This window comes from Rhodanobacter sp. C03, assembly GCF_002001175.1.
In the GTDB taxonomy this organism is placed as follows: Bacteria; Pseudomonadota; Gammaproteobacteria; order Xanthomonadales; family Rhodanobacteraceae; genus Rhodanobacter.
In genome coordinates this window covers 60939-86815 of record NZ_MUNT01000005.1, presented here as the reverse complement: position 1 = coordinate 86815, position 25877 = coordinate 60939, and the positions used below count along the sequence as shown (strand labels likewise).

At 63.2% G+C, this 25877-nt stretch carries 22 protein-coding genes and 2 tRNA genes; 10 read left to right on the top strand and 14 right to left on the bottom strand.

All coding sequences use genetic code 11. The features are described 5' to 3' along the window. Positions 1 to 2: 2 nt before the first annotated feature. Both B0E48_RS07220 and B0E48_RS07215 read left to right on the top strand, forming a co-directional pair. Positions 3 to 764, top strand: a complete 762-nt coding sequence (locus tag B0E48_RS07220) for an NAD kinase (protein ID WP_077517373.1) — start codon at positions 3 to 5, stop codon at positions 762 to 764. A 48-nt stretch (positions 765 to 812) separates the two neighbouring features. Next, positions 813 to 1760: a 5'-nucleotidase gene (locus tag B0E48_RS07215; protein ID WP_077517662.1), complete on the top strand. Its 948-nt coding sequence runs from the start codon at positions 813 to 815 to the stop codon at positions 1758 to 1760. A gap of 35 nt (positions 1761 to 1795) precedes the next feature. Here the strand turns inward: B0E48_RS07215 and B0E48_RS07210 are convergent, their stop codons facing one another. Then, complete coding sequence (locus B0E48_RS07210; RefSeq protein ID WP_077517371.1) at positions 1796 to 2671, bottom strand: DMT family transporter; 876 nt, start codon at positions 2669 to 2671, stop codon at positions 1796 to 1798. A gap of 117 nt (positions 2672 to 2788) precedes the next feature. On the opposite strand from B0E48_RS07210, the gene B0E48_RS07205 reads away from it, so the two are divergent. The 4 genes from B0E48_RS07205 to B0E48_RS07190 all read left to right on the top strand — a co-directional run bounded on the left by B0E48_RS07205 (position 2789) and on the right by B0E48_RS07190 (position 7481). After that, positions 2789 to 3958 (top strand): acyl-CoA dehydrogenase family protein, encoded by a 1170-nt coding sequence (locus B0E48_RS07205; RefSeq protein WP_077517369.1) that lies wholly within the window; start codon positions 2789 to 2791, stop codon positions 3956 to 3958. Positions 3959 to 4027: 69 nt separating this feature from the next. Then, positions 4028 to 4489 (top strand): hypothetical protein, encoded by a 462-nt coding sequence (locus tag B0E48_RS07200; protein WP_139350193.1) that lies wholly within the window; start codon positions 4028 to 4030, stop codon positions 4487 to 4489. Further along, positions 4486 to 5088: a glutathione S-transferase family protein gene (locus B0E48_RS07195; RefSeq protein WP_077517366.1), complete on the top strand. Its 603-nt coding sequence runs from the start codon at positions 4486 to 4488 to the stop codon at positions 5086 to 5088. The genes B0E48_RS07200 and B0E48_RS07195 overlap by 4 nt, the downstream gene beginning before the upstream one ends. A gap of 122 nt (positions 5089 to 5210) precedes the next feature. Beyond that, the gene (locus tag B0E48_RS07190) at positions 5211 to 7481 is read left to right on the top strand and encodes a thiamine pyrophosphate-dependent enzyme (protein ID WP_077517365.1); all 2271 of its coding nucleotides are present in this window, start codon (positions 5211 to 5213) and stop codon (positions 7479 to 7481) included. 18 nt (positions 7482 to 7499) lie between these two features. Here the strand turns inward: B0E48_RS07190 and B0E48_RS07185 are convergent, their stop codons facing one another. Together B0E48_RS07185 and B0E48_RS07180 are read right to left on the bottom strand one after the other, a co-directional pair. Further along, a complete protein-coding gene (locus B0E48_RS07185; protein ID WP_077517363.1) occupies positions 7500 to 9248 on the bottom strand; it encodes a diguanylate cyclase in 1749 nt (582 codons plus the stop codon). A 500-nt stretch (positions 9249 to 9748) separates the two neighbouring features. Beyond that, the gene (locus B0E48_RS07180; protein WP_077517361.1) at positions 9749 to 11737 is read right to left on the bottom strand and encodes a S9 family peptidase; all 1989 of its coding nucleotides are present in this window, start codon (positions 11735 to 11737) and stop codon (positions 9749 to 9751) included. Positions 11738 to 11951: 214 nt separating this feature from the next. Between B0E48_RS07180 and B0E48_RS07175 the strand changes: the two genes are divergently transcribed. Next, complete coding sequence (locus B0E48_RS07175; protein WP_077517359.1) at positions 11952 to 12155, top strand: hypothetical protein; 204 nt, start codon at positions 11952 to 11954, stop codon at positions 12153 to 12155. A gap of 537 nt (positions 12156 to 12692) precedes the next feature. Here the strand turns inward: B0E48_RS07175 and B0E48_RS17750 are convergent. Beyond that, the gene (locus B0E48_RS17750; RefSeq protein ID WP_168170308.1) at positions 12693 to 12914 is read right to left on the bottom strand and encodes a hypothetical protein; all 222 of its coding nucleotides are present in this window, start codon (positions 12912 to 12914) and stop codon (positions 12693 to 12695) included. 20 nt (positions 12915 to 12934) lie between these two features. On the opposite strand from B0E48_RS17750, the gene B0E48_RS17745 reads away from it, so the two are divergent. Continuing rightward, on the top strand, positions 12935 to 13465 hold the full coding sequence (locus tag B0E48_RS17745) for a hypothetical protein (protein ID WP_077517357.1): 531 nt from the start codon (positions 12935 to 12937) through the stop codon (positions 13463 to 13465). 368 nt (positions 13466 to 13833) lie between these two features. Then, positions 13834 to 14082 (top strand): hypothetical protein, encoded by a 249-nt coding sequence (locus B0E48_RS17490; protein WP_139350192.1) that lies wholly within the window; start codon positions 13834 to 13836, stop codon positions 14080 to 14082. Between the two features lie 181 nt (positions 14083 to 14263). Here the strand turns inward: B0E48_RS17490 and B0E48_RS07165 are convergent. Both B0E48_RS07165 and rnd read right to left on the bottom strand, forming a co-directional pair. Beyond that, positions 14264 to 14339: transfer RNA gene (locus B0E48_RS07165), tRNA-Ala, on the bottom strand. 68 nt (positions 14340 to 14407) lie between these two features. Next, positions 14408 to 15523, bottom strand: coding sequence for a ribonuclease D (gene rnd, locus B0E48_RS07160; protein ID WP_077517355.1), 1116 nt, complete (start codon positions 15521 to 15523; stop codon positions 14408 to 14410). A 98-nt stretch (positions 15524 to 15621) separates the two neighbouring features. On the opposite strand from rnd, the gene B0E48_RS07155 reads away from it, so the two are divergent. Then, positions 15622 to 17559 carry an SUMF1/EgtB/PvdO family nonheme iron enzyme gene (locus tag B0E48_RS07155; RefSeq protein WP_077517353.1) on the top strand — a complete coding sequence of 646 codons (1938 nt, stop codon included), beginning with the start codon at positions 15622 to 15624 and terminating at the stop codon, positions 17557 to 17559. Positions 17560 to 17675: 116 nt separating this feature from the next. On the opposite strand, the gene B0E48_RS17485 is transcribed toward B0E48_RS07155, so the two are convergent. The 8 genes from B0E48_RS17485 to B0E48_RS07120 all read right to left on the bottom strand — a co-directional run bounded on the left by B0E48_RS17485 (position 17676) and on the right by B0E48_RS07120 (position 25780). Then, positions 17676 to 17864 carry a cadherin-like domain-containing protein gene (locus tag B0E48_RS17485; RefSeq protein ID WP_139350191.1) on the bottom strand — a complete coding sequence of 63 codons (189 nt, stop codon included), beginning with the start codon at positions 17862 to 17864 and terminating at the stop codon, positions 17676 to 17678. 35 nt (positions 17865 to 17899) lie between these two features. Continuing rightward, positions 17900 to 20368, bottom strand: a complete 2469-nt coding sequence (locus B0E48_RS07150; RefSeq protein ID WP_077517351.1) for a protease pro-enzyme activation domain-containing protein — start codon at positions 20366 to 20368, stop codon at positions 17900 to 17902. Positions 20369 to 20746: 378 nt separating this feature from the next. Then, on the bottom strand, positions 20747 to 22114 hold the full coding sequence (locus B0E48_RS07145) for an integrase arm-type DNA-binding domain-containing protein (RefSeq protein WP_077517349.1): 1368 nt from the start codon (positions 22112 to 22114) through the stop codon (positions 20747 to 20749). Between the two features lie 353 nt (positions 22115 to 22467). Continuing rightward, a tRNA-Leu gene (locus tag B0E48_RS07140) sits at positions 22468 to 22553 on the bottom strand. Between the two features lie 25 nt (positions 22554 to 22578). Continuing rightward, positions 22579 to 23160, bottom strand: coding sequence for a cysteine dioxygenase family protein (locus B0E48_RS07135; RefSeq protein WP_077517347.1), 582 nt, complete (start codon positions 23158 to 23160; stop codon positions 22579 to 22581). A 48-nt stretch (positions 23161 to 23208) separates the two neighbouring features. Continuing rightward, complete coding sequence (locus B0E48_RS07130) at positions 23209 to 24336, bottom strand: homoserine O-acetyltransferase (protein ID WP_077517345.1); 1128 nt, start codon at positions 24334 to 24336, stop codon at positions 23209 to 23211. Then, complete coding sequence (locus B0E48_RS07125; RefSeq protein WP_077517343.1) at positions 24336 to 25388, bottom strand: hypothetical protein; 1053 nt, start codon at positions 25386 to 25388, stop codon at positions 24336 to 24338. Before B0E48_RS07125 ends, B0E48_RS07130 begins: the two co-directional genes overlap by 1 nt. Beyond that, entirely contained in the window at positions 25385 to 25780 is a 396-nt protein-coding gene (locus B0E48_RS07120) for a cytochrome c-type biogenesis protein (protein WP_254423896.1), read from the bottom strand. Before B0E48_RS07120 ends, B0E48_RS07125 begins: the two co-directional genes overlap by 4 nt. Positions 25781 to 25877: the final 97 nt, after the last annotated feature.

The following is a 25877-nucleotide window of genomic DNA, read 5'->3' as shown; positions in this document are numbered from 1 at the left end:
GTATGCGCTTCGCCTTCGTCGCCAGCGATACCAGCGTTGCCCAGCAGGCGCGACGCAAACTGGTGGACCGTTACGGCGATGTGTCGCCCGAGCAGGCCGAGCTGATCGTGGCGCTGGGCGGCGACGGTTTCATGTTGCGCACCCTGCATGCGTACCGGGCACTGGAAGTGCCGGTCTATGGCATGAAGCTGGGCCGGGTCGGCTTCCTGATGAACAAGCACAAGCTCGACGGTTTGCCGGAACGAGTCGCACGCGCGCACACCGCTTCGCTGTTTCCGCTGCAGATGCAGGTCATCGATGCGGCCGGCAATGAACACACGGCGCTGGCGTTCAACGAGGTGTCGTTGTTGCGTCAGAGCAATCAAGCCGCCCATCTGGAAGTGCAGCTCAACGACATCGTGAAGCTGGCGACCCTGGTCTGCGATGGCATCCTGGTATCTACCCCGGCCGGCTCTACCGCCTACAACCTGTCCGCGCATGGGCCGATCCTGCCGCTGGACGCGAACGTGCTGGCGCTCACTCCGATCAGCCCGTTCCGTCCACGCCGCTGGCGCGGTGCGATCCTGCCGCATCGCACCGAAGTCATCCTGCGCGTGCTCGATCCAGCCAAGCGTCCGGTCAGCGCCACCGCCGATTTCCATGAAGTGCGTGACGTGCAAACCGTATCGATCCGGCAGTCCGGCGGACAGGGCGTGCGGCTGCTGTTTGATCCGGAACACAACCTCGAACAACGTATCCTCGATGAGCAGTTCGCGGCGGAATGAAACTGGCTGCGTGCTAGATTGATCGGCAACGATCCATCATCGATCCGCATGACGTTACCCGTGAACAAGCTGCCCTCGTCTACCGACGCCAACGATCCAGCTGCTGCTGGCGACCAGCGGCTTGTGGTGGCGATCTCCTCGCGCGCGCTGTTCGACCTCGGCGACAGCCATGCGCTGTTCGAGCGCGATGGCCTCGACGCCTATCGCTCGTTCCAGATCGATCATGAAAACGAGATCCTGAAACCCGGCGTGGCGTTTCCGCTGGTGCAGAAGCTGCTCGGCCTGAACAAGCTGGCCGGCGATGTGCCGCCGGTCGAGGTGATCCTGCTGTCGCGCAATTCCGGCGATACCGGGCTGCGCATCTTCAACGCGATCCAGCATTACGGCCTGGAAATCAGCCGCGCCGCGTTCACCAGCGGCGCGCCGACCTCCGACTACATCGCGCCGTTCAAGGCGGATTTGTTCCTTTCCGCCAATGCTGAAGATGTCGGCCGCGCGCTCGCCGCAGGCGTGGCGGCGGCCACGATCCTGCCCAGCACCGCGCCACCACGCGCCAGCGAACAGCTGCGCATCGCATTCGACGGCGATGCGGTGATCTTCGGCGACGAAGGTGAGCGCGTGTCGCGCGAGGAAGGTCTGGAAGCCTTCCATCGCAGCGAAACCGAACATGCCGCCGAGCCGCTGTCAGTTGGCCCGTTCCGCGGCTTCCTCACCGCCTTGCACCGCCTGCAGGCTGCGTTCCCGGCCGAGAACTCGCCGATCCGCACCGCTCTGGTTACCGCGCGTTCCGCGCCCGCGCACAAGCGGGTGATCCTCACTCTGCGCAAGTGGGGCGTGCGTATCGACGAGGCCCTGTTCCTCGGCGGTCGCGACAAGGGCCCATTCCTCGATGCGTTTGGCGCCGACATTTTCTTTGACGACTCGCCGGCGAACGTGGAGTCCGCACGCAAGCACGTGGCGACCGGGCATGTGCCGCATGGGGTGAGCAATCGCTGACAGAGTGATCAGTGCGGACTGGGCGGGCAGCGCACTCACACCATCCGCATGCGCTTCCACCAGCGGGTGACTTTCTCCTCGCGCACAAAGGTGAACAACCCGGCTCCGAGGATGATCGCGATGCCGACGGCCATCGGCCAGTCCAGCTGGTCGTGGAACAGCATGTAGCCCAGAAATACTGCCCACAGCATCTGGCTGTACTGGGTCGGCGCGACGTGATTGGCCGGCGCTTTCTGCGTGGCCACCATCAGCAGCACGCCGGCCAGCGCGGCGAGCAGGCCGTAACCGAGCAGCAGGCCAATCTGCGGCAGATTGGGCCAACGGAAATCCGTCAGCATCAGCACGCCGGTGAGCAACATCGGGCCGATCACGCCGGCGCTGTACAGAGTGATGCGTTTCTCATGCGGTCCGGCCACGCGCAGCGCGATCATCGAGATGGCGCCAGCAAGACCGCAGATGATGGCGGCCAGATGCCCGATGCCGAGCGCGCGGAAGCCGGGGCGCAGCACCACCAGCACGCCGATGAAGCCAGCCACCACGGCCGACCAGCGGCGCCAGCCGACGTGTTCCTTCAGCAGCACCACGGACAGAATGGTCACGAAGATCGGCAGCAGGAAGATCAGCGCAAATGCCTCGGCCATCGGCAGCGCGGTGAAGGCGATCACGGCGGCGATGCTGCCCACGGCACCAGCCACGGCGCGCACCAGGTACAGGCCCGGGCGTTGGGCGACCAGCACTTCGCGCCAACGGTCGCCGCGGGCCTTGATGAGCGGCAGCGCGGACAAACCCAGCGCGGCGCCGAAGAACACCGCTTCGTAGGCCGGCAGCGAGCCTTTCAGCGACTTCACGAAGGCGTCGCTGAGGGCATACGCCGCGAATGCCATGAAGCCGAGCAGTACACCTTTGAACATGGATTTCCGGTACCTGGGAATGGAGCAGTGGAGTCCGAAGTCGCCGCACTCGATCCTGTGCGCCCCCGGCTCCCGCGCTACAATAACGGTTTTTACGCGCCCGCCTCCGGAGCTTCCATGGCTGTCAGTCTGAATCCGCTCGATCTTTACGATGTCCGCTCGCTGCTCACCGACGAGGAGCGCATGGTGCAGGACTCCGTGGGTCGCTTCGTCGACGAACGCGTGTTGCCGATCATCGGCGACTGCTTCGATCAGGGCCGTTTTCCGACCGAGCTGATTCCGGAGATCGCCGGTCTCGGCCTGCTCGGCGCGACGATTCCGGAGGAATACGGCGGCGCCGGCATGAACGGGGTCAGCTACGGCCTGATCTGCCAGGAACTGGAGCGCGGCGATTCCGGCCTGCGCAGCTTCGCGTCGGTGCAGAGCTCGCTGTGCATGTATCCGATCTATGCCTACGGCAGCGAAGAGCAGAAGAAACAGTACCTGCCACGGATGTCGGCCGGCGAAGTGATCGGCTGCTTCGGCCTGACCGAGCCGCATGGCGGCTCCGATCCGGCCAACATGAAGACGAACGCGAAGAAGGACGGCGGCGACTGGGTCATCAACGGCGCCAAGATGTGGATCACCAACGGCAACCTGGCGCAGATCGCGATCGTGTGGGCGCAGACCGAGGATGGCATCCAGGGCTTCGTCGTGCCGACCGACAGCGCCGGCTTCAAGGCGCAGGAAATCCACAAGAAGATGAGCCTGCGCGCCTCGGTCACCAGCGCGCTGTTCTTCGACAACGTGCGCGTGCCGGACAGCGCGCGACTGCCGAACGTGAAGGGCTTGAAGGGTCCGCTGGGCTGCCTCACGCAGGCGCGTTACGGCATTACCTGGGGCCCGATCGGTGCTGCGCAGGCGTGCCTTAAGGAAGTGCTGGATTACACGAAGGAGCGCATCCTGTTCGGTCGTCCGCTCGCGTCCAATCAGGCGGTGCAGCTGAAGATGGCCGACATGGCCCGGCGCATCACCGGCGCGCAGCTGATATCGCTGCAGCTCGGGCGCCTGAAGGATGCCGGCAAGATGCAGCCGACCCAGGTGTCGCTGGCGAAGTGGAACAACTGCCGCATGGCGATCGACATCGCCCGCCAGTGCCGTGACATCCTCGGCGCCGCCGGCATCACCACCGAGCACGGCGCGATCCGCCATGCGCTGAACCTGGAATCGGTGATCACCTATGAAGGCACCGAGACCGTGCACGAGCTGGTGGTCGGCCGCGAGCTGACCGGCATCAACGCATTCTGAGTCGTCTCGATGGTCGCCGCGCCGCGTGAAGCCAGGACGCCATCCGGAACCGACGCTACGGCGGCTGCGATGGCTCAGGTGCTTGCGGCCGTCGTGCCGGACCTGCGTCGGGTTTGTCGTGATGCGTGGACGCTGGTCGGCAGCGCCGCGGCATGGCTGGCCGGTGCGGATGTAACGGTGGCTGACCTCGATGTATTGACGAGTGCCCGCGATGCGGAAACCCTGGCTGGCTGCTGGTGCGAACGTCGGGACGGCATGCATGTGCCGGCGGATGGCGGCCGATTCCGCTCGCACTTTGCGCGCTACGGCTTTCCCGGACTGCCGGTCGAGGTGATGGGTGACCTCGAATGCTTCAGCGCACGTGGCTGGGAGCCGGTGCGGATCAGCGGGATCATCATGGCGGAGTTTGGCGGCTTCGCGGTGCCGATCCCTGTCGTCGCGGAACAGGTGCGCGTCCTGGAAAGTTTTGGACGTTCCAAGGACCAGCGGCGCGCGGAGCAACTGAAACTGCTTGGTGGGAATGTGGAATGATCACGATTTACGGCATGCGCGCTTCCGGCAACTGCTACAAGCTGCAGTTGCTGCTCGATCAACTCGGCCATGCCTATCGCTGGGTGGATATCGACAGCGCGCATGGTGAAACACGCACCGCCGCCTATCTGGCGAAAAATCCCAACGGCAAGGTGCCCTTGCTGGAGCTGGAGGATGGCCGTCGGCTGGCCGAGTCCGACGCGATTCTTTGCTACCTTGCCGAGGGCACGGCATGGCTTCCCGATGACCGCTGGTTGCGCGCACAGACGCTGCAATGGCTGTTCTTCGAGCAGTACAGCCATGAGCCATGCATCGCGGTGGCACGCTTCATCCGCGGCTGGCTGCCGCCCGATCATCCGCGTCAGGCCGAGGTGCCGGTGCTGTTGCAGCGAGGCGTGCAGGTGCTGGCGGTGATGGAACAGCATCTGACCGGACGCGAATGGTTTGTCGGTGAGCGTTATGGCATCGCCGACATCGCGTTGTATGCGTATACCCATTGCGCCGGCGACGGCGGTTTCGATTTGTCCGTGTTCCCGAACATTCGTGCATGGCTTGCGCGTGTGCAGGCACAGCCTGGCCATACCCCGATGCAACATTGATTTTGTAGGAGCGGCTTCAGCCGCGATCAGGACGGAGCTCGATGCTGAGGCAAGAGCGGTCGCGGCTGAAGCCACTCCTACACAGACGCCATATTTCCCAATTCATCCAAGCGATAACCACCATGTCCATTCCGTTTGCCATCAGCGCCCGTCACAAGGGATTCAACCGTGCCGAGATCGTCGATCAGAACTTCATCGAGTTCGTGCAGTTGTGGCATGGCGATGTGCGCGCGACGCCGCGCGATGATGAAGCGGTGTTGCCGGGCAGTGCGCTCGACGCACGCGGCTTTCGCGAGTTGCTGGAATCACAGCTGATCTCGCGTCACCTTGACTTGATGGCACGCGTGCTGCGCGTGCAGAACAAGGTGTTCTACACAATCGGCTCCAGCGGGCACGAGGGCAACGCGATGGTGGCTCGGCTCACGCGTCACACCGATCCGGCCTTCCTGCATTACCGCAGCGGTGGCTTCATGGCCGAACGTTTCCGCAAGTTGCCGGGGATGGATGCGGTGATGGATTCGGCGCTGAGCTTTGCCGCCAGCAAGGACGATCCCGCCTCCGGTGGCCGCCACAAGGTATGGGGAAGCAAGCCGTTGTGGGTGTTGCCGCAAACCTCGACGATCGCCTCGCATCTGCCCAAGGCATTGGGTACCGCAGTGGCGATCGAGCAGGCGCGACGGATCGGCCACCAGCTGCCGATTCCGGATGACTCGATCACGATCTGCTCGTTCGGTGATGCCTCCAGCAACCATGCCACTGCGCAGACCGCGTTCAACGCCGCCGCGTGGACGGCGTACCAGAAGCTGCCGGCGCCGGTGTTGTTCGTGTGCGAGGACAACGGTATCGGCATCTCGGTGAAGACGCCGAACGGCTGGGTCGCCAGCAATTTCCAGCAGCGTTCCAACCTGGACTACTTCTTCGCCGATGGCCTCGATCTGGCTGCAGGCTACGCACAGGTGCAGCGCGCGGTGCAGCATTGCCGGACGACGCGTCGCCCCACCTTCCTGCATCTGAAGACCACTCGCGTGACAGGGCATGCCGGCACCGATTTCGAGATCGAGTGGCGCAGCATCGAGGAACTGTTCACAGTAGAGGCGAGCGATCCGCTGCTGCGTTCGGCCGGCATCGCACTGGAGTCCGGTTTGTACTCGAAGGACGAGCTGCTGAATCTGTACGAAGCCACCCGCAAGCGCTGCTTCGCTGCGGCCGAGGAGGCGGATTCGCGGCATCGGCTGACTTCGCTGGAAGATGTGATGAGGCCGTTGGCCCCGTACTCCCCGGTGGCCGTGAAAGCCGAAGCCACCCGTGCGGACTACGCTGAGAAGCGTCTCGCGGTATTCGGCGGCGAGGCGAAGTTGCCGGAGAATCTTCCGCCGCGGCACCTGGCCATCCAGATCGGCCAGACCCTGCATGACTTGCTGGCGAAATATCCGCAGGCGCTGCTGTTCGGCGAGGACGTGGCGCAGAAGGGTGGCGTGTATACCGTCACCAAGGGCCTCAACAAGACCTTCAAGGGCAGCCGCGTGTTCAACACGCTGCTGGACGAGACAATGATCCTCGGCCTGGCCCAGGGCTACGCCAACATGGGCATGCTGCCGATGCCCGAGATCCAGTACCTGGCGTATTTCCACAACGCTTGCGACCAGATCCGCGGCGAGGCGGCGTCGCTGCAGTTCTTCTCCAACGACCAGTACCGCAACCCGATGGTGATGCGCGTGGCTTCGCTCGGCTACCAGAAGGGTTTCGGTGGCCATTTCCACAACGACAACTCGATCACCGCGCTGCGTGATATCCCGGGTCTGGTCGTCGGCTGTCCCAGCCGCGGCGACGATGCGGCGATGATGCTGCGCACGCTGATGGCGCTGGCGAAAGTCGATGGCCGCGTCTGCGCGTTCCTCGAACCGATCGCGCTGTACATGACCAAGGATCTGCACGAGGCCGGCGACGGCCAGTGGCAGTTCGAGTACCCGGCACTGGATCAGGCGATGACGCTGGGTGAGGGGCGCGTCTACAACGAAGCGGCGAACGACTTGGTGGTGTTCACGTTCGGCAACGGTGTGCCGATGGCGCTGCGCGCGGCACGCACGATCGAGAAGAACCACGGCTGGCAGGTGCGCGTGGTCGACCTGCGCTGGCTGGCGCCGCTCAACAATGCGTTTATCGCTGCGCAGGCGAAGACCGCCAAGCGCATTCTGGTGCTCGACGAAGGGCGTAAGAGTGCCGGTGTGGGCGAGGGCGTGATCACGGCGATCGTCGAGGGCGGTTGCGGCGCCACGCCGATGCAACGGGTGGTCGGTGCCGACACCTTCACGCCACTGGCCGGCGCTGCGCTGCTGGTATTGCCCGGAGAGGCTGAGGTGGTTGCGGCGGCGCGCGAACTGGCCTCGCGCTGAACGAGGTGTCTGGCAGGATCAGCGGTCGCGCTCGCGCGTTTCCACCACGCGCAGCAGCCGGCCGGACGACACGTTTATCGGTGTGCTGCTGTCGAACAGGCGCACCCGGTTGCGGCCATTGAGCTTGGCGTCGTACATGGCATGGTCGGCGCGCTCGACCAGTGACTCCAGGTCGTCGCCTTCCTGCCGCATGGCGATGCCGATGCTGATGCTGAGCAACTGCGCTTCGCGGCTCACCGGGATTTCCAGCCGGTGCACGCGCCGGCACAACCGGGTGGCCACCTGCATCGCCTGCACCGCGGTGGCATCGTCGAGCAGGGCGGTGAACTCCTCGCCACCGAAACGACCGAGCAGATCGTTCGGGCGCAATTCCGCGCCGAGTGCCTTGGCCACCGCGACCAGGGCACGATCACCGGTGTTGTGGCCCTGGTAATCGTTCAGCAGCTTGAAATGGTCGAGATCGAGAAACAGCAGGGCGACCGGCCGCGACGGATCGCTGGCCAGCAACGCACTGGCGCGCTCGCTCCAGGCGCGACGGTTGAGCACATTGGTGAGCGAGTCATGGTCGGCCAGTACGCGCACGCTGTCGCGATCGTGACGCAGTCGCAAGGCGCGGTCGGCCAGGCCCAGTGACAGCACCACCGCTTCGAATGCTCCGCCAGCCAGACTGGCATCGTTGAGCCAGTCCAGCTGGGGCAGCGCACCGTTGGCCTGCGCGCTGGTCATCGCGGTGAGCAGCAGCAGCGGCGTCCAGCCACCCAGGAAAAACCATGCCTGGCGTGACCCACGCGCGGCGGCGACGACCGAAGCAATCAGCAGCAGTGCCGCGCCGATCATCAAGAGTGGATTGAGCAGGACCTGCGCCACCTCGATCAGCAACGGGATCTGGCTGCAGCGCATCAGAACCAGCTGGATCATGCCGACGGAAAGCGCCATGATCGGCACTCGCAACAACGGTGCGTAACGCCGCAGTTCGCAGAAGCGCATCATGAACAGCGCAGCGAACGATACCGACAGTGCGACCGCAGTCGTACCAGCCAGCACGATGTTGCCGGACAGCCATTCCCATTCCAGCGGGTGGAACAGGAAGCCGGTCTGGATACCCTGGATCAGCGCGTAACAGACCACGTAGCCGGCGTACCAGGCATACGTGACATCGCGCAGCATCAGTGCAAAGCACAAGGCCATCAGCACCATCGCGAGCATCACCGCGAAACAGGCACTGGCGAACACCAGCCACTGCGCATCCTGCTGCAGGTAGTCGCTCCACGGCAGCAGGCGGAAACGCACTGGCGCACTCAGTGTTTCCGCCGGCTCGAACTTCAACAGGATCGGCTCCGAGCCAGCCTGGCTGGCGGGTACGCGCCAGGCCAGTCGGCCATGACCGTGGGTGGGCGCACTGAAATCATCCAGCGCCAGTGTCTGGGTCTGGTCGTGGCTGTACACCGTGACCGCACCCAGTGGGGGCGGGTAGATCGTCAGCACGCGTTCGCCGTTGTCCCACGGTGGCTGCGGCGCGATGACCACCCAGCTGCCCTGTGCGCTATGCGGAAACCGTTCCAGCAGGGATGGATTGAACGTCTGCAGCAAGCCGTCGTGGTACTCGTTCAGCACGGTTTGCGGGGTGTCGCCGATATGGACTTCACGCCAGGCGCCATTCAGCGGGCTGGCAGCATGGGCGAGACCGAGCCAGAGCAGCCCGAGCACAAAACCGCACCATGACCGCCAGAGGCGACCTGATACCGGTATTGTGACGAGCCTCTCCATTTGCCTTCCCCTGTTCTGGGATGATCCTGCGGTACTGCAAGCGAACGACGCACACAGCCGTCAGCCGCGCTCTTCTTCAGCCAGCCTGTTCCATACTGCGTCGCCCGCACCGAATGGCCGGTCGACCCATCATTATGGATCGAACCGATTCTGCCGGGACACCGCAGCTTTCTGCGTAATACCAAGCACGGGTCATGCCAGTGCTACTGGGTGCCCCGCAAGCGCTGACGCCATCACATCCGTCCCCTCGTGACCACTGACTACCGTGCAGGCGGCGTCAGAGCCGGCCAGGTTCAGGTTGGACGCGGAGGGTCATCCAAGGTTGACCAACGCAGCGCGGCCGCTGCTTCCTTGGAATGGCCCGGCGTGTGTGCCGGTCCACGCCACAGCCTTGCTTCATCACACGCCCGATCACCTGCTGGCAATGAGGTCGGACAGCTGCGGGGATGACAACCACGTCCGGAGGCGAGGACCTGGCCGGTTCGCGCTGCCGCTGGCGGCTATTTCAGGTGCTGCGTCATCCAGCCCACCCAGCGGCGGTAGACGTCGGTGGTGCGCACGATGTCCTTGGGGAAATGCGTGTCGACCGGGTAGGCGTAGAACTCCACCGGCACCCCGTTGTCGCGCAGCGCGTGGTACCACTCGTAGCTGTTCAGCAGCGGCACGTTGGGGTCCCCTACGTCGCCCATGATCAGGGTCGGCGCAGTGACGTTGTGCGCATAGGCTATCGGCGACTGCTCGCGCCAGATGTCCTTGTACTTCGCCATCCACGGCGAGCCGCCGAAGAAATAGGTATCGCCGGTCTGGTAGTACGACACGGTGTAGTCCATCACCCAGTCGGTCAGCGCTGCGCCGGATACGGCAGCTTTCCAGATCGGGTAATGGCCGGTGAGCCAGGTCGTCATGTAGCCGCCGTACGACCAGCCGGTGACGCCGATGCGCTGCGCGTCGACGATGCCGAGCTTCTGCACCGCGGCCACGCCGGCCATCACGTCATTGCCGGGACCCACGCCGGTGTCGCGGAAGATCGCGTGCTGGTAGGCATCGCCGAGGTTGGTGCTGCCACGGTAGTTCGGCTGGAATACCACGAAGCCCTGCGCAGCCAGCAGTTGCGGCAATGGCGAGAATTTCACCGTGGAAGCGGCTTCCGGACCGCCATGGATCACCAGCACCAGCGGATAGGACTGCCCGCGCTGGTAGCCGATCGGATAGGTCAGTGCACCATCCTCGTGGAAACCGTCCGGCCCTTGCCACTCGACCGATTCGGTGCGGCCCAGCGAGAGGTTGTCGACGAACGCATTGAGGTTGGTGAGCCGGCGCGGTTTCGCACTCACCGAGTCCATCACGTACAGCTCGCCTGGATGCGTCGTGGTGCTGCCGGTGAAGGCCAGTGCGCCGGTTTTCGACACGCTCACGTCAGCACCGGCTTCCACCTCGCCGAGGTCGAGCTTCTTCGCGGCGCCCGACAGCGGCTGCTCCCACAGCACCGAGCGGGTGCCGTCCTCGGCGGCCAGCAGCAGCGACTTGGCGTGCGGCAGCCACGCGTAGCTGTTGAGGTTGCGCGCCAGCGCCTGGGTGACGTCGCGGGTGTTGCCGCCCTCCGTCACATAGACGGCATTGCCGTTGTTCTGGTCGCCGTTGCGCGAGCGCACGAAGGCGAAGTGGTCGCTGTCCGGCGCATAGATGACATCTGCGGCCCCTTCGGCGGATACCAGCGTGCGCGGCTCGCCACCGCCGACATCCACGGTGGCAATCACCGAATGGAACGATGGTCCCCAGTACGGGCTGGGAAAGCGGACGAACGCGATGCTGCGACCATCGCGGCTCCATGCCGGTTCCGGCGCGCTGTCCTGCTGATCGGTCTGCAGGCTGTAGCTGCCCTGGGTGAGCCGCTTTGCGCCGCCGCCGGCGCTGGGTACCAGCCACAGGTGCCAGGGCGTGAGCGCGGCGCGGGTAAGGAAGTGGTTGTCGGTGACCTGGAACGCGTCGTCGTGTTCCTTGATGGCTTTCGCATTGGCCGGTTCGTCCTCGCTGACGAACGCGATCTGCGTGCCGTCAGGGCTCCAGCTATATGAGTCCACACCGCGCTTGATCTCGGTGATGCGCAACGCATCGCCGCCGTCCATCGGCATCACGAACAGCTGCCCCTGCTTGGACTCCGCGTCGTCGGCGATGAAGGCCAGCCGCGTGCCGTCCGGCGACCAGCGCGGTGACGAGATCCCCTCGCGCTTCCAGGTCAGCATGCGCCGCGTACCGCTGGCGACATCCACCAGGTCGAGCTCCTGCTTGCTCTTGTCGGTCTTCCAGTCCGGCGTCGACACGATCACGGCGATGCGCTTGCCGTCTGGCGAAATCTGCGGCTCGCCAAGGCTCACGATCTTCTGCAGATCGCCTAGCTGGAGTGCTGGTGCGGCCGTGGCGGCATGTGCCGACAGCGGCAGGGCAAGCACACAGCAGGCCGCGAACGCAAAATATCCGGTGGACTTCATGAAAACGCTCCTATCCCAAGCATGCGACGGGCGGGATGGCGTGCGATTCACGCCATCCCGCGGTAGAGGTTGAATCCCGGCAGGCAGATTCCCGCTGCAGAGACTCGCACGTTCGCCAGTTCAGCGAGAAGTGCGGGTGGACACATACCGCTGAATTCGCTGGCCCGGGCTGGAGTACGATCGCGCCATTCAGGCCGAAACCATCGAGGTTGCCTTGAACTCATCGACACTACTTTGGGGTGTGTTGTTCGGGTCGATCGGACTCGGTTTCTTCGTGTACGGCAGGAAACAGCGCGCGATCGTCCCGCTGGTATGCGGATTGGCGCTGATGGCGTTTCCCTATTTCGTGTCAGGCACGCTGCTGCTGATTGCCATCGGCGTTGCGCTGATGGCGATACCTTATTTCGTCAGGATCTAAGTTAAGGAAGGCGCACAACAAAGATCGCTCGCAACAGCGATGTTTCTCTGGCGCGACCATCAGTCGAAATCGGCCCATGGCTCTATGCCCTTCGGTCATCTTGGTGAGCATGCTGCAGTGGTTCACTATGCATCGGCGGGCGCATCGATGAGCTCTTGAAAGAGTTCGGCCATGGATTGCGGAACCGTTGCCAGCCATGGTGATTCATTCAAGCGGATGTCCAGCTCGCGCCACTTGATTCGGGCGAAGGGCCAGTGAAGCGATCTGCACTTATCGGATGGGCATCTGTCGTGCTTGTGTTTGCCGGGAGCACGGCTCTTGCGGCAGAAAGCATGGATGATGCGTGGCTCCGCCTGATCAAGGCCAGCTTTGAACCATCCTGCACCGTGGTTCGGGCAAATGTTGACAACGCCGTGGTAGACAAAAATGGCTATCGCGACGAGCGGTGGTCTGTGCAGACGTGCCGCGGCAACTTTGAGTATCTGGTGGCCTATTACCCACCCTCGGCATTCCCGGGCAGGGCAAGTCCGTATGAGGTCACCCAGCTCGCAGCCTCGCACGCATCACAGGCCGCCGAATACCATTACAAAGCTTCGGTACCAGTACCTGTAGCTGTGGGTGCCGCTGCTGCGCATACATCCGGGAATGGAGCGCCACCACCGTCACCACCACCACCACCACCACCACCAGCACCAGCACCAGCACCAGCACCAGCACCAGCACCAGCACCAGCAGCCACAGCCACTGCCGTAAATCCATTCGCTGACGTGGATCAGTTTATGGCGGCCATGCCTGCAGCAAATATCGCGTTCAATGTACCGGAGCAGCTCAATCTGAGGCAGACCGGCCATATCCAGCTCTTGCTCGACGTCAAGAAATCTCAGGCGACCTTGGCTGCAGAAATCGCTGAGGCTGGAGTGAAGCAGACCGCGACGGTAAAAGTGTGGGATCGAATGGAGGCCCGACTTACGGCGCCGCAACTCCAGATCACGGCGATTACACCGGAAGAGCAATCGGTCGGGTCTCTCGATACGGCCGAATGGAGGTGGGATGTCGTGCCCACGGCATCCGGCCAATATCCCTTGCACTTGACGCTGACTGCATTGGTCGAAACCGATGGTGCTACCTCTCGAATAGCCATCCATACCTATGACAAGACTATCGTCGTCAAGGTGACTGCTGGCCAATGGGTTACAGATTTTCTCAAGAACAACTGGCAGTGGCTGTGGGCAGCCATTCTGCTGCCCATTGGTGGATTGATCTTGAAACGATGGAAGGGCAAGGCTGATGTGCCAAGCGACCGGGCCTGATGATTCCCGCATGGCCAATTCGGCACGGGGCGAGCGCTGGTCGACTGTGTCCGGTGGGCACCGGATTGAAATCGGCCCCTATCGGACGGCGTGGACTGCCCCGGGATCGCAAGCGCTTCCAGCCTGTGACCCGAAGCGGCGCCTTTACGGCATAGCTCTTGCTTCACCGTAGATGAATCGGACGCAGCTTCAGTCGCGACGCGCAATCAGAGTCGTACGGCAGTCCAGGCACTGCCTGCTGCAAGGCGGTGTGCCATGGAGAGCGTGATGGTTCAGCCCGCAGACGAGGTGGCTGACCGTTGTTACCGAGCTGCGTCCAAACGTGCCCATTTATGATCATTCAAGTCCGGATCCGAGGACAGCCACTCATGCTCACACTATGTTATTCAGCTGAGAAAGGAAAAACAGGCCCGCTCCCGGGCAAAAAAGTCGTGGAAACGGTCGCCTCGGCCGAGGCTTCATCAAGATTTCAGGGCGGCCGAACAGTGCATGCCGAGATGGGTGAGGAGTTGCTGATGGAGATGGTCGAAAGGTTGCGTGACCATGCGCGACACGATGGCAGTCACCGAGACTTTGAGTTGATCGACAAGGTGGAGGCCTATCTGCAAGGCTGCTAGTGCGTTGCGAACAGGCATGTGGTCCATGGCAGGCCCAGACCATCTTGTTCGCGCGGATGGGGTGGCAAAGTTCACGCCTGGTCCCGCGCTCCCACTTTTGTTGGGCGGATCGGGATGTCGTGCCGGATAGCGCATACGAAAAAGCCGGCGCAAGGCCGGCTTCCCGTGAGTCGTAAATCCGTGGTGGAGCGGATGGGGATCGAACCCACGACCTCCACGATGCGAACGTGGCGCTCTCCCAGCTGAGCTACCGCCCCACGGAATCCGCAAATGTTAGCAGCGTGCGCCGGTTCTCGCCAAGCCCTGTGTTCGGTCCGGGTCGGGATCAGCCGGGCAGCAGAGTGGCGAGGCGATCGTGCAGCACGTCGCGGCGCCAGCCTTCGAGGAACTCGGGCCATTCGGCGGTGACCACGTATTCCTCCAGTGCCTTGCGCGGACACAGCAGGCCGGGCGGCAGGTCAAGTTCGCCGGCGAGGCTGTCGACCAGTGGCTTCATTTCGCCGAGTGCCTTCTTGGCGTCGCCCTGCGGGTGGCCGGGAATGCGCGCGGTAATGGCAATTTCGTCGCCACTGACGGCCTCGGCAAGCAGCGCGAACAGTTCGCTGCGCTGGGCCGAGCGCAGCGCACGCTGGCCGCGACTGCGTTGTTCGAGTTCGCCGAGGCTGGCGGGTATTTGCTGCGCCAGGCTCAGTGCCAGCGTGTCGTCGATCAACCATGGCCGCGGTACGTCAAGTCGGCGCGCACTGCGATCGCGCCACAGCAGCAGGCGGCGCAGCAGGGCTTGTTGTGCGACCGGCCAGTCGGCGGCGCCACGCATGGCACGTTGCGGTTGCGGGTCACCATCGCGATGGCTGGCGCGGCGCTTCAGACGCTCGCAATCCTCCGCGTGCCAGGCACTGCGCCCGCGCTGTTGCAGGCGTTCGCTCAGTTGTTCGTGGATGGTTTTCAGATACACCACGTCCAGCGCGGCATAGCTGCATTGCGAGGCGGTGAGCGGGCGCTGCAGCCAGTCAGAACGGGTCTCGCCCTTGTCCAGCTCCGCACCGGCCAGTTCGGCGACCAGCGCGCGATAGCTGATGCCCAGACCCATGCCGACGAAGGCGGCGGCGATCTGGGTGTCGAACAGGATGTGCGGGCCATCCGGCAGCAACGGCGAGAGGGTTTCCAGATCCTCGCTCGCGCTGTGCATCACGGTGACTGCCGGACCGGCGCCGAGCAGCGGCTGCAGAGCGTCGCCGATGTCGAATGCGAGCGGATCGATCAACGCGTGGCGACCGTTCCAGCCGAGTTGCAGCAGCGCCAGCTGCGGGTAGAACGTATTGCGGCGCATGAACTCGGTGTCGAGGCCGACGGCCGCATCCGCGGGGACCGCAGCGAGCCACGCCAGCAATGCATCACGGTGATCGATCCAGTCGGCTGTGGCCGTCTCGGGCAATGACATCAGTATTCCTTTAAGGCCGCGGGGCGGATTGCCCTGTCAGCGGTTTGTGCCTATGGTGGACAGCGCACGATAACAGGCCACACCAAGGACGCCCATCCATGCCGAGCAACGCAACCCTGCATCGTCAGCGCACGCTTGGCGGAGCGCTTGGCGTGATCGTGCTGGGCTGCGCGCTGACCTACCACTTCTTTCCGCGCGTGTTTCACGTCAATCCGGCTGAAGCGCCACGGCGCTCGATGTCGCTGGGTACGGCGGCGCCGGGCAGTCCGCAGGCGCCGGAGCGGGCGTCGGCAGTGGCCGAGCTCAATGCCGGGCCGCCGCTGACGCTGGCACCGGCCGAGGTGATTGCCGCGCGCAGTGGCCGGAATGCGGATCTTCCCGAGCAGCTCAGTGCCGATCCACTGGCGGTGCGCGAGTTGCTGGCGCGTGCCGCCAAGGCGCTGCATGCCGGCCAGCTGGTCGGCGACAAGGACAGTGCCGCGGCGCTGTACGAGCAGGCGTTGAAGGAGAAACCGGACAGCCGCCGCGCGGCCCAGGGCCTGTTCGACGTACGCGTGCGGCTGGTGGCGGAGATCGACCAGGACATCGCGGTGGGCGATGCCGATTCGGCACAGGATCTGCTCAACGCACTGCGCACGCTGCCGAATGCCGCCGACGATGTGGCGCAACTCGAGGCGAGCCTGAAAACCCTGGCCAAGGTGCGGCCGATGCTGGCCAAGGCCGCCGGCCTGCTGCAACAGGGCAACGCCGATCAGCCGAGTGGCGAGAGTGCGCTGGATCTTTACCGCGAAGTGCAGCAGCTGGATCCGCAGAACGCAGTGGCCGAGCAGGGCATCTTTGAAGTGCAGCGTGCGGTGCTCGATCGTGCGCTGGCCGCCGTGGCGCAGAACGATTTCGCTGGCGCGGACAAGCAGCTGGCGCAGGCGCAGGCGATCCGCCCCGGCTCGCAGCAGATGCAGGATGTGCGCAAACGCATCGATGACATGCGCGAGCAGCGCGCCAATGGCGTGCTGGCGCAGGCGCATTCGGCCCTGGATGCCGGCAATATCGCGATGGCTAAGAAGCTGGCGGCGCAGGCGCAGGGAATCAGCCCGAGCCTGGGCGGACTGGCCAATTTCCAGGAACAGCTGACCAATGCGCAGCTGTACGCCAGCTACAAGCCGGGCCAGGTATTTTCCGATCGCTATGTCGATCTGCCCGGCAAGACTCCGGCGATGGTGGTGATTCCTACCGGGAGTTTCCAGATGGGCGCGCCGGACAGCGACGATGACCGCATCGATGCCGAGATGCCACAGCACGCGGTCACCATCAGCAAGGGTTTTGCGATGGCGCGCAGCGCGGTCACGGTAGGCCAGTTCCGCGAATTCGTGCGCGCCAGCGGTTACGTGCCCGACTCGGTGAAAATGGGTGGCGCCAGCGTGTATGACGAACGCAGCGGCGCGATGCGTGACGATGCCGGCGCGACCTGGCAGGACGACTACGCCGGCCGCAAGGCCGAGGACAGCCTGCCGGTGGTGAACATCTCGTGGAATGACGCCAAGGCCTACGCCGACTGGCTCAGCCAGCGCACCGGCAAGGCCTACCGCCTGCCCAGCGAAGCCGAGTTCGAGTACGCCCTGCGCGGCGGCACCACCACCCGCTACTGGTGGGGCGATGGCGTGCCCACGCATCCTGTCGAAAACCTCACCGGTTCCGGCGACCGCTCGCGCAGCGGTCGCCACTGGAGTCATGCTTTCCGTGGCTACCGCGACGGCTACTGGGGTCCGGCGCCGGTGATGAGCTTCGCCGTCAATCCATTCGGCCTGTACGACATCAACGGCAACGTCTCCGAATGGTCGGCGGACTGCTGGCACGACAACTACAACCGCGCACCGGCCGACGGCACGGCATGGCTCAACCCCGGTTGCACCGCCCACGTCGTGCGCGGCGGCTCCTGGGGCAGCTCGCCGGAGCAGGTCGTTTCCGCCTATCGGCAGGGCAACAACAGCGACGTGCGCAGCGGTCGCGTCGGCTTCCGGGTGGTGCGCGAGCTGTAGGCAGGCATGAAGAACCCCGCGCGAGGCGGGGTTTTCAATTTTCTCGGCGATCCGAATCGAGAATGAGGAAATGGCGAGTTGCCAGGTTTCAGTCACTGTGACGACTGCAATCCGAGTCAGCGCTTTACCGTGATGGTCACACTCGCTGTTGTCGCATCACCATCACCATCAGATACGGTGTGGCGGAAAGTGACGTTCCCGGAATAATCGCCCGGTGTGGTGTATACGATGCCGCCGCCTTGAATCGAAGGTTCCTTCTCGCAAATCAAAAAAATCCGGCGGCATTCCGCCGCCGGATCGAGCACGCCATCACCTATGTCGCGCTGCAGTCAGACCAGGATCAGTTGGAAGCCGCCACTGCGGCCGGGGCATGCACGAACGCACGCCATGCCATCAGCAGGTTCGTGGCATTCACTGACCCCAGACCAGAAGCAAAGCTCCAGCCCGGTTGTGCCGAAAATGCCTTGTTGGTTGCTGTGTAGCTGGTGGGGGTAGACTCCGTACTCGTCAATCCAAGAAGCACCTGACCATTGAAGGGCGACGCATAGAAATAGCAGTTGGGGGTTGAGAGCTCTTCGAGCACGCCATCCACATACCCATGCAACTCCACGCATTGACTGGAAATCGAGCCGCGCGTGACATTGTGGAACACGCAGCTTGATGTCCCTGTGGCACCGTTGTCGGCATTGCAGGTGGCCAGACTGGCCGGCACGGGTCCCGTTGCGTTGCCGTATTCACTTGCCGCCAGCGCATACAGTGTGGGCGCCGCATTGCCCTGATCGACCGGCAGGCCACGCGCTTGCAGACCTTGATCGACCAGCGCCTGGATACCGGCAAACATCGGCGAAGCCAACGAGGTGCCGCCACTGAATACCATGGGCGTGGAGAAACCCGGAGCGCACGGATAGGCGCTCGTGCATACGATCGCCCAGGTAGCATCGCCGAAGGAGCCTGCAAACAGCGATACATCAGGGAGATCGCGCGACTGATCCTTCGCCGAGTTGTAGATCTGACGCTGCCATGCCGGCTTGGCATCCATCGACGAGGGGCCGCCGCTACCGGCCTCAGATGTCACGTAGTAACCATCGGGATCCCACTTCAGGGCTTCCAGGCAGAACGGGATAGCACTGCTGAAGCCATTGGCCTTCGCGGCGACGCCGTTGCCGCAGGACTCATTCCACGGAATCTCCGGCACGTAGGACAACGCGGAACCACCCACAACGCTCGGAGTAGGGGCAAAGTACTGGCTGGTAGTGCCATCCAGCACATCGGCGAAATCCGTCCCGCCTACACCTGTGTCGTGTGCTGAGGTCGCAAACGCATTCGCATCGACAGCAGATTGGTTATTGATAGTTGAGCCGTTGAAACTCGGGTTGGAGCCGGAGTCACCGGTGGACACGAACACCGAGATACCCTCGGCATCAGCCTGCGCCCACATGGCGTCAATCGCCGATTTGCTGGCGGCATCGACATTTTGCTCACCATAACCATAGCTGGCGCTGATGACATCGGGGCGGCCGCTGCTGGCATTGATCAGATTATCCGCCGCGATGAAAACGCCACCGAAGGCGTTGCTGCTCGCATAGGTATAATTTGTGTTGTAGTCGGAGCAGGAAGCGACCGTGATGTTCGCGCCAGGGGCAATCGCGGTTGCCCATTCCGCATCAAGCAGGGTCTCCCCAGACTCGCCGAAATAAAAAGTAGGGCCTGCTATTTGGGGGTCGGCACAATTGCTGGTGCCGCTGGGCGGGGCCGGATTGATCTGGCTGAACGTGCCGCCATACTGGCCGAGATTGAACACGCTGACGAAATTGGCCCAGTCCGCCGGCACCATGTCACCATCCTCGACAACGGCAATGTTGATGCCTTTGCCGGTCACGCCGTTGGCGCGTATCGTCTTGATGCCATAGATCGTAGCCATGTCATTGGGTGCCAAGCCACGGGCAGTCCCGCCAACGGGGGTGACGGCCTGACTGATTGGGTTTGCACTTGCGCTTGCGCCGACCTCTTTCCTGAGTACGTAACCCTTCTTGGACGCGTCCCACTTGGCAATCCGGGACTTTTTGAGCAGCGGAGCCGGATGGAAGTCGTTCAAGCCCATCACGCCCGCCACCACCGATTGCAGCGCGGCGGGGACCCGGATGTCGCCGGCGTTGGCCAAGTGCTTTTCTTCGCCGACCGTGTAGATGTTTTCCTGGGTATGGAACGCCTGGTTCACCTGCGCCGCGGTTCCACTGAAATCGATCTGTGTCTTGTTTGGATACACACTATTGACGGTAAATCCCTGCGAGGTGAGCCACGAGGTCACCGCGGCAATATCACTATCGATTACGCCGAACTGCTCACCGTACTGCTGCGGTGTCATCCACTTCTGGAACTGGGGGGAGTTGGGATTGTGCTGATTGGCGATCAGCGCCTCCAGGCTTGCCGTGCGAAGCGCACTAGGCTTCAGCACCAGCTGCAGGTGATTCATGGTGAATGTATTGGCCAGCGGCGCTTTCGACGACGCCTTGTCAACAAAAGCAAGGTGGGACTTTGGAACCGTAACGAGATTGCTGATGTTGACAGCCTGGGTGACCCGAGGCGCCTCGATGCCGCTGATTCCGGCAGTTGGCAGGGCCCCTGAGGTGTCTATCGTATTCGCGAATACCAATGCAGATGTCGTGGCGAGTGCCGCCACGATGGATGCACGCAAGATCAAACGACCATGGTTCATGACTACCTCTTCAAAGAAATCAGACAAGATTAAAAAAATGCCGCAACGCCGGTTGGCGCCATTCCCCATCCCCTCGCCAAGCTGCCTTTGCATCGGCTATTCCCAATAGCCTGGGCACAACCATGCGTGAAATCGATCGATCACGGCCGCGAAGGAACACGACAAGTGATCGCCGTTTCATGGGCATTTCCATCGAATGGGACAAACTCGACCACATCCCCGTCGGTATTCAGCCGCGCAAGGGTTCAGCGAACACACAAGGGTCCAGCAATAACATTTCAGGCATCCCGCCTATCCCCAGAGCGTAAATCGCTGCGCATCTGGAATACGCGATAAAGGGGGCGTCAGGCCCTGCACCGGCGGCTTGATTCCTATCGCGTGGACCGAGTATGTGCATGGTCGGGCGAGGCGCACAATGAAAAGTGCTGTCTGATTTCTTTCATTGAAAAAATGCGTCAATCACTCCAACGGCTACTCTGCGGCTGCATCCACACTTGCCGTTTGCTGTTGCGGCGATCTGTTCGGATACGCGTCCATGGCTGCACGCCAGCCCAACTGGAACCGCGTTCGTATGCCAGACGACTTCATGAGTTCGGCAATGCGTCGGTTGAGCGTTGCCGCGGACATTCCCGATTCATGGGCAATCGCCTTGTCGTTGAGCCCTGCGGCAAGCAGGGGTATCAACTGCCCGGCTGCCTCCGACAGTCGCGTCGTGGGTTTTGTAGCCTTCCATTCTCCAGCTTGCGTGAACACGATGGGTGTTGCTCGTTCCCAGATAAACTCAAAATGCGCGCACAGTGCGTCGAGCAATGCGGAAGATCGCAGCAACATGATGGGGCCATTCGGGTCGTCGGTTTTCAATGGGATGAGGCCGATGCGTCGATCCACAATGACCATCTTGACCGGCAACGCGGAGAAGAATCTCGCCTCCTCCCCCATCTTCATGACCTGTCGGATCGAATTCAGAGCACCAGGCATTTCGATATAGCTGGCATCGGAGATGGTTCGGATGTGAACGCCGACGTGCGCTCTCTTGCCGTGGTTGGGATACAAACTGGGTGCGCGCTGAAAGCCGATCATTTCATGCTGAGCCGTTTGATGCAGATGCATCAATATCTGGCCAAGGGCAGCACGGTTGGTGATGACTTCCACAATCTGTTGACCGTCGCTGGAAGCTGCGCTTATGGCTTGCGCCTTCAGCTCCGGTATCGTTAAGCATGCACGTTCTATATCTGCCCGGCGCTGACTGGCCAATGCCTCGACGGCGAATTCCGGAGGGGTGGCGATGTAGCGTGGTGGTCGTTCCTGTGAGTAGGTTGCCAGCCCCTTGCTCTCGATAGTGTCGAGCAGCCGCTGGGCCTTGCGCGGCGACAGGGCAAGCAAGTTGGCGATTTCCTCCACGGTCGCGATCCGATGGACGATGAGCGCGCGATAGGCACGCTCTTCCATATCGTCGATGCCAAGCGCTGCCAAGGGTCTTGGGTTGTTCACCTTGTCATGAATCGTTTTTGGCATGTTCGAAGCGCGTGCGATCGGTGCACGGCTATTCGCTGAGCGTCCGGTATCGCCTGCTCTTTGGTTCTTCCTGTGTTCGCCGGGATCGATACCAGCGCCCAACTGCTTGCGTGCCTCGTCTCGTTTGCCCTCAGCCTGCTTCAGATCAGTCTTGGGATAGGTCCCCATGCTGATGGTCTTGCGCTTTCCCGCAAACCGATAGTCCAACCGCCAGTAGCGCGAGCCGTTCGGGTTCAGCAGTAGGTACAGGCCTCCGCCGGCTGCCAATTTCCGAGGTCTATCTGCCGGCTTGGCTCTTCGGATTTCAATGTCGGTAAGCGGCATGACGGTAACCTTGAGACGGTATGTGGTGATTCGTCAAATATACCGTCAGGTACCACCAGGCAACAATGCGAGACGACGGGCTCTGGCCTGCCATGCCCCATGGTCGGATACCTTTCCCTGCCGGTATGGGCGACGCAGGCTGATGGTCGGGTTATTTGGAAGGTCTCAGGCGCTCCACGCTTTTCTTCGAGTTGGTAGCAACCAAAGGGATCAGTGAGCCACTCTTATCGCGAAGGTCTCCGATGGCAGCATGTGCATCGGCCGGGGTGGCTTTTGCGTGCTGCGCGAGCCTTAAGCTGCGTGAGCTTAGGGCAGACATGAAAAACCCCGCACTTGGCGGGGTTTTCAATAACTGGTACCGGTGATAGGACTCGAACCTACACGACATCGCTGCCAGCGGATTTTGAGTCCGCCGCGTCTACCATTCCGCCACACCGGCATGTGAGCGGTGCATTATGCCGGGTTCAGTGCACGCGGTCGAGACCCAATTGACGCACGTTGCGCCCGTACCAGCGATCTTCCGGCAACGGCTGGAACACCGCGCAGCGGAGCATCGGGCCGGAGTAGATGTGCAGGCTGACGGTGACGGCGCTGTCGCTGGGGTTGCGAATGCTGTGGTACTCGTGCGGTGGGATCAGGCTGCCGGCCGAGCCGGCGCCGGCCTGGATCGAGCCGACCGGCTGGAAGCAGTAGCGTTGCGCGTCGTGTTCCAGCAATTCGTACTGCACGATCTCCAGCGCGCCGTTCCACACGCCCTCGACGCACCACATGCCGTCGTGATCGTGGATCGGTGTGCCTTGGCCCGGGCCCCAGGTCATCGCCACCACGCAGTAGCCGTGCTCGTCGCTGCGGTACAGCTCGCGGCGGGCGTAGTGCTCCGGATTGGCTTCGAACACGCAATCGGGCAGCTTCACTTCGTTGTCGCGGATCAGCTTGCACAGGCTGTTGCGCAGGCTGTCGGTGAGCTCGTGGGTGGTCGGCTTGGCCACAGCGGCGTCGATCGCGTCGATCAGGGTACGGCTGCCGGGGAAATCCAGGGTGAGCATGATGGTCTCGGGTGGTGCGTGATGCCGCTTATCTTACCAGCGCATCAGTTAAGCGGCCTGCAGCCGGTTCAGGAAGCCGCCGATGGCACGGCTGTAGTTCTCGATATCGACCAGGAACGCGTCGTGGCCCTGCGGCGAATCCAGTGCCACGAATTCCACCTCGGCGCCGGCTGCCTGCAGGCCTTCGGCGATCTGTTCTTGCTGCTGCAGCGGAAACAGGATGTCGGTGCTGACGCCGATCACCATCGCCTGTTCGATGTGGATGCGCTTGAGTCCCTCCAGCACGCTGCCATGGCCGTATTCGGCGATGTCGAACCAGTCGCTCGCACGCGAGAGGTACAGATAACTGTTTGGATCGAAGTTGCGCACAAAGCGCTGGGCATGGCCTTCCAGATACGACTCGACCTGGAACTCGCGGCCGAACGGATTTTCGTCGCGCTGTTCCGGGTCGAGCCGGATGCGCGCGAAGCGACCGTTCCATTCCATCGCCGAGCGATAGGTGATCACGCCGAGCTTGCGTGCGATGCTCATGCCCAGGTCGGGATAGTTGCCGCCTTCCGTGGCGTGAATGTCGTACTGACCGTCGTTGAACTGCGGGTCGAGCCGGATCGCCTCGCGTTGCAGCGAGCGGATCGCGATCGCGAACGGCTGCGCCTGCGGCGCGGTGTCCACGCTGATATGCGCGCGCACGCTACCGGGATGAAGCAGCATGTACGCCAGCGCGCTCATGCCGCCCATCGAGCAACCGATCAGGCAGGCCAGTTGGGTGATGCCGAGGCTGCTGACGGCGGCGTGCGCGGCGTTGGCCACGTCCTCCAGCGCCAGCTCGGGAAACGTCAGTCGATATGGCTCGCCGGTAGCCGGGTCGATGGAGGCAGGGCAGGTCGAACCCTTGTCGCTGCCCAGCGAGTTCACGCAGATCACGAACCAGCGCAAGCTGTCGATCGCCTTGCCCGGGCCGGCCATGTTTTCCCACCAGCCGGGCGTGGGATCGGTGGTGCAGGAGGTCATGTGCGCGCTGGGCGAGAGGCCGGTCAGCACCAGCACGGCATTGTCGCGCGCGGCGTTCAACGTGCCCCAGGTTTCGTAGGCGACATGCGCGCCGTGCAGTGCGCCGCCGCGTTTCATCGCGAACGGCGAGGGCAGGCTGAAATAGCGGCGCGCGTCCTGGCTCATCAATGCACCTTGTCGATACGGATCGTGATCGGCGTCTTGCGGTCCACCGCGACGATGCCGGCATCGCCTTCGAGATCGCCGGATTGGGCGATCGGCTGGCCGCTGTGGCTGATCCTCGCGCCGACGAAGACGTGAGAGACCGACGACAGTTTCAGCGCTGGCGTCATTGCCATCGCATCGGTAAGTGTGACGCTGGTGGGCAGCTGGCTGGCGTCGAGTTTGGCCACAGCAAGAGGCATGGGGGGGCCGTTCTGGGCGCGGGCGTAGACGAATAGGGTGTCGCCCGCAGCAACCTTGTCCTTGAGCGCCGCTGCCAGCGAAACCTGTACTTGCAACGCCGCGCCTTGCGGGGCGGCAGCCGGGGCTGCGGTCGACGCATCAGCCGGCGCGCCGCCGCCACGGGCATCGGCCACGGTGATCTGCTCAGCCACCGCCTGGGCGACCTTCGAGCCCGGTTCCAGCTGCGGCTGCAGCACGCGCCAGGTAGCGGCGGCATCGTGATACTGGCCATGCTGGAAGTCGCTGATGCCGAGCAGCCACAGGCCGCGCTGGCTGTCCGGCTGCAACTGCACGGCACGCTTGAGCAGCTCCAGCGCCCGGCCTTCGAGCATATGGTCGCTGCGCGTCAACGAATCGTTTTCGGCCCAGCCCACCATTGCCTCGGCGTTGTTGGGGGCGAGCTTCAGCACGTGGTCGTAGGCGTCGCGCGCCGCGGCCGGATCGCGCTGCATGGTGCTGGTCTGTGCCAGCAGCATCCAGCCCTGCACATCGCCCGGTTGCTGGACCAAGTGGGCGCGCAGTTCATCAATCGCTTGCGACAAGGTGAGTGGCCGTTCGGCCTCGGCGGAGACGCCATTCAGCGCGGTCGGTGTACCCACCAGCAGGTACAGCGCGCCCGCGCTTAGTGGCAGCACGAAGGCAATCGCGAGCGTCAGCGCAAACACGCCGCGCGAGCGTCCTGACTTGCGGCCTTGTCGTACCAGCGGCAGCAGCAAGGCGGCCAGCGCCACAGCGATCATCACTGCAGCGGCGATGGAAAACACGATCTTCACCAGTCGTCCCCGTTGTCGGCCGGTTCGTTGTCGAGCGGCATACTGTCAGTGGTTTTATCGGAGGTGCCGCCGTCGCGGCCGCGTCTGCGGATCGCGACCAGCACCACGCCGGCGCCGCCACAGAGGATCAGCAGCGGGCCGAACCACAGCAGCCAGGTACCGGGTTTCAGTGGCGGGTCGTACAGCACGTAATCGGAATAGCGGGCGACCAGATACTGCTTGATCTCGTCGTCGCTCTTGCCTTGCTGCATCAACTGGAAGATCTGGTTGCGCAGGTCGCGTGCGATCGGTGCGTTGGAATCGGCCAGCGTCTCGTTTTGGCACATCGGGCAGCGCAGCTGCTGGGTCAGGTGCTGGAAGCGCAGTTCCTGCGCGTGGTCGGCGAACGGCATCGGCTCGATCGCCTGCGCGTGGGTCACGCCGGCAAATGCCAGAAGGGCCACGAACAGAACCTGTAGGAGCGGCTTGAGCCGCGATGCTGTTGATCTA

What these genes read in the sequence shown, in the direction of transcription:
- B0E48_RS07150 (WP_077517351.1), bottom strand. Translation starts at nt 20,368, where the DNA reads ATGCAAAGGCAGCTTGGCGAGGGGATGGGGAATGGCGCCAACCGGCGT.
- B0E48_RS07190 (WP_077517365.1), top strand. Translation starts at nt 5,211, where the DNA reads ATGTCCATTCCGTTTGCCATCAGCGCCCGTCACAAGGGATTCAACCGT.
- B0E48_RS07130 (WP_077517345.1), bottom strand. Translation starts at nt 24,336, where the DNA reads ATGAGCCAGGACGCGCGCCGCTATTTCAGCCTGCCCTCGCCGTTCGCG.
- B0E48_RS07180 (WP_077517361.1), bottom strand. Translation starts at nt 11,737, where the DNA reads ATGAAGTCCACCGGATATTTTGCGTTCGCGGCCTGCTGTGTGCTTGCC.
- B0E48_RS07220 (WP_077517373.1), top strand. Translation starts at nt 3, where the DNA reads ATGCGCTTCGCCTTCGTCGCCAGCGATACCAGCGTTGCCCAGCAGGCG.
- B0E48_RS07195 (WP_077517366.1), top strand. Translation starts at nt 4,486, where the DNA reads ATGATCACGATTTACGGCATGCGCGCTTCCGGCAACTGCTACAAGCTG.
- B0E48_RS07215 (WP_077517662.1), top strand. Translation starts at nt 813, where the DNA reads ATGACGTTACCCGTGAACAAGCTGCCCTCGTCTACCGACGCCAACGAT.
- B0E48_RS07155 (WP_077517353.1), top strand. Translation starts at nt 15,622, where the DNA reads ATGCCGAGCAACGCAACCCTGCATCGTCAGCGCACGCTTGGCGGAGCG.
- B0E48_RS07185 (WP_077517363.1), bottom strand. Translation starts at nt 9,248, where the DNA reads ATGGAGAGGCTCGTCACAATACCGGTATCAGGTCGCCTCTGGCGGTCA.
- B0E48_RS17750 (WP_168170308.1), bottom strand. Translation starts at nt 12,914, where the DNA reads ATGGATTTACGGCAGTGGCTGTGGCTGCTGGTGCTGGTGCTGGTGCTG.
- B0E48_RS07205 (WP_077517369.1), top strand. Translation starts at nt 2,789, where the DNA reads ATGGCTGTCAGTCTGAATCCGCTCGATCTTTACGATGTCCGCTCGCTG.
- B0E48_RS07120 (WP_254423896.1), bottom strand. Translation starts at nt 25,780, where the DNA reads ATGCCGTTCGCCGACCACGCGCAGGAACTGCGCTTCCAGCACCTGACC.
- B0E48_RS07135 (WP_077517347.1), bottom strand. Translation starts at nt 23,160, where the DNA reads ATGCTCACCCTGGATTTCCCCGGCAGCCGTACCCTGATCGACGCGATC.
- B0E48_RS07200 (WP_139350193.1), top strand. Translation starts at nt 4,028, where the DNA reads ATGGCTCAGGTGCTTGCGGCCGTCGTGCCGGACCTGCGTCGGGTTTGT.
- B0E48_RS17745 (WP_077517357.1), top strand. Translation starts at nt 12,935, where the DNA reads ATGGCGGCCATGCCTGCAGCAAATATCGCGTTCAATGTACCGGAGCAG.
- rnd (WP_077517355.1), bottom strand. Translation starts at nt 15,523, where the DNA reads ATGTCATTGCCCGAGACGGCCACAGCCGACTGGATCGATCACCGTGAT.
- B0E48_RS17490 (WP_139350192.1), top strand. Translation starts at nt 13,834, where the DNA reads ATGCTCACACTATGTTATTCAGCTGAGAAAGGAAAAACAGGCCCGCTC.
- B0E48_RS07210 (WP_077517371.1), bottom strand. Translation starts at nt 2,671, where the DNA reads ATGTTCAAAGGTGTACTGCTCGGCTTCATGGCATTCGCGGCGTATGCC.
- B0E48_RS07145 (WP_077517349.1), bottom strand. Translation starts at nt 22,114, where the DNA reads ATGCCGCTTACCGACATTGAAATCCGAAGAGCCAAGCCGGCAGATAGA.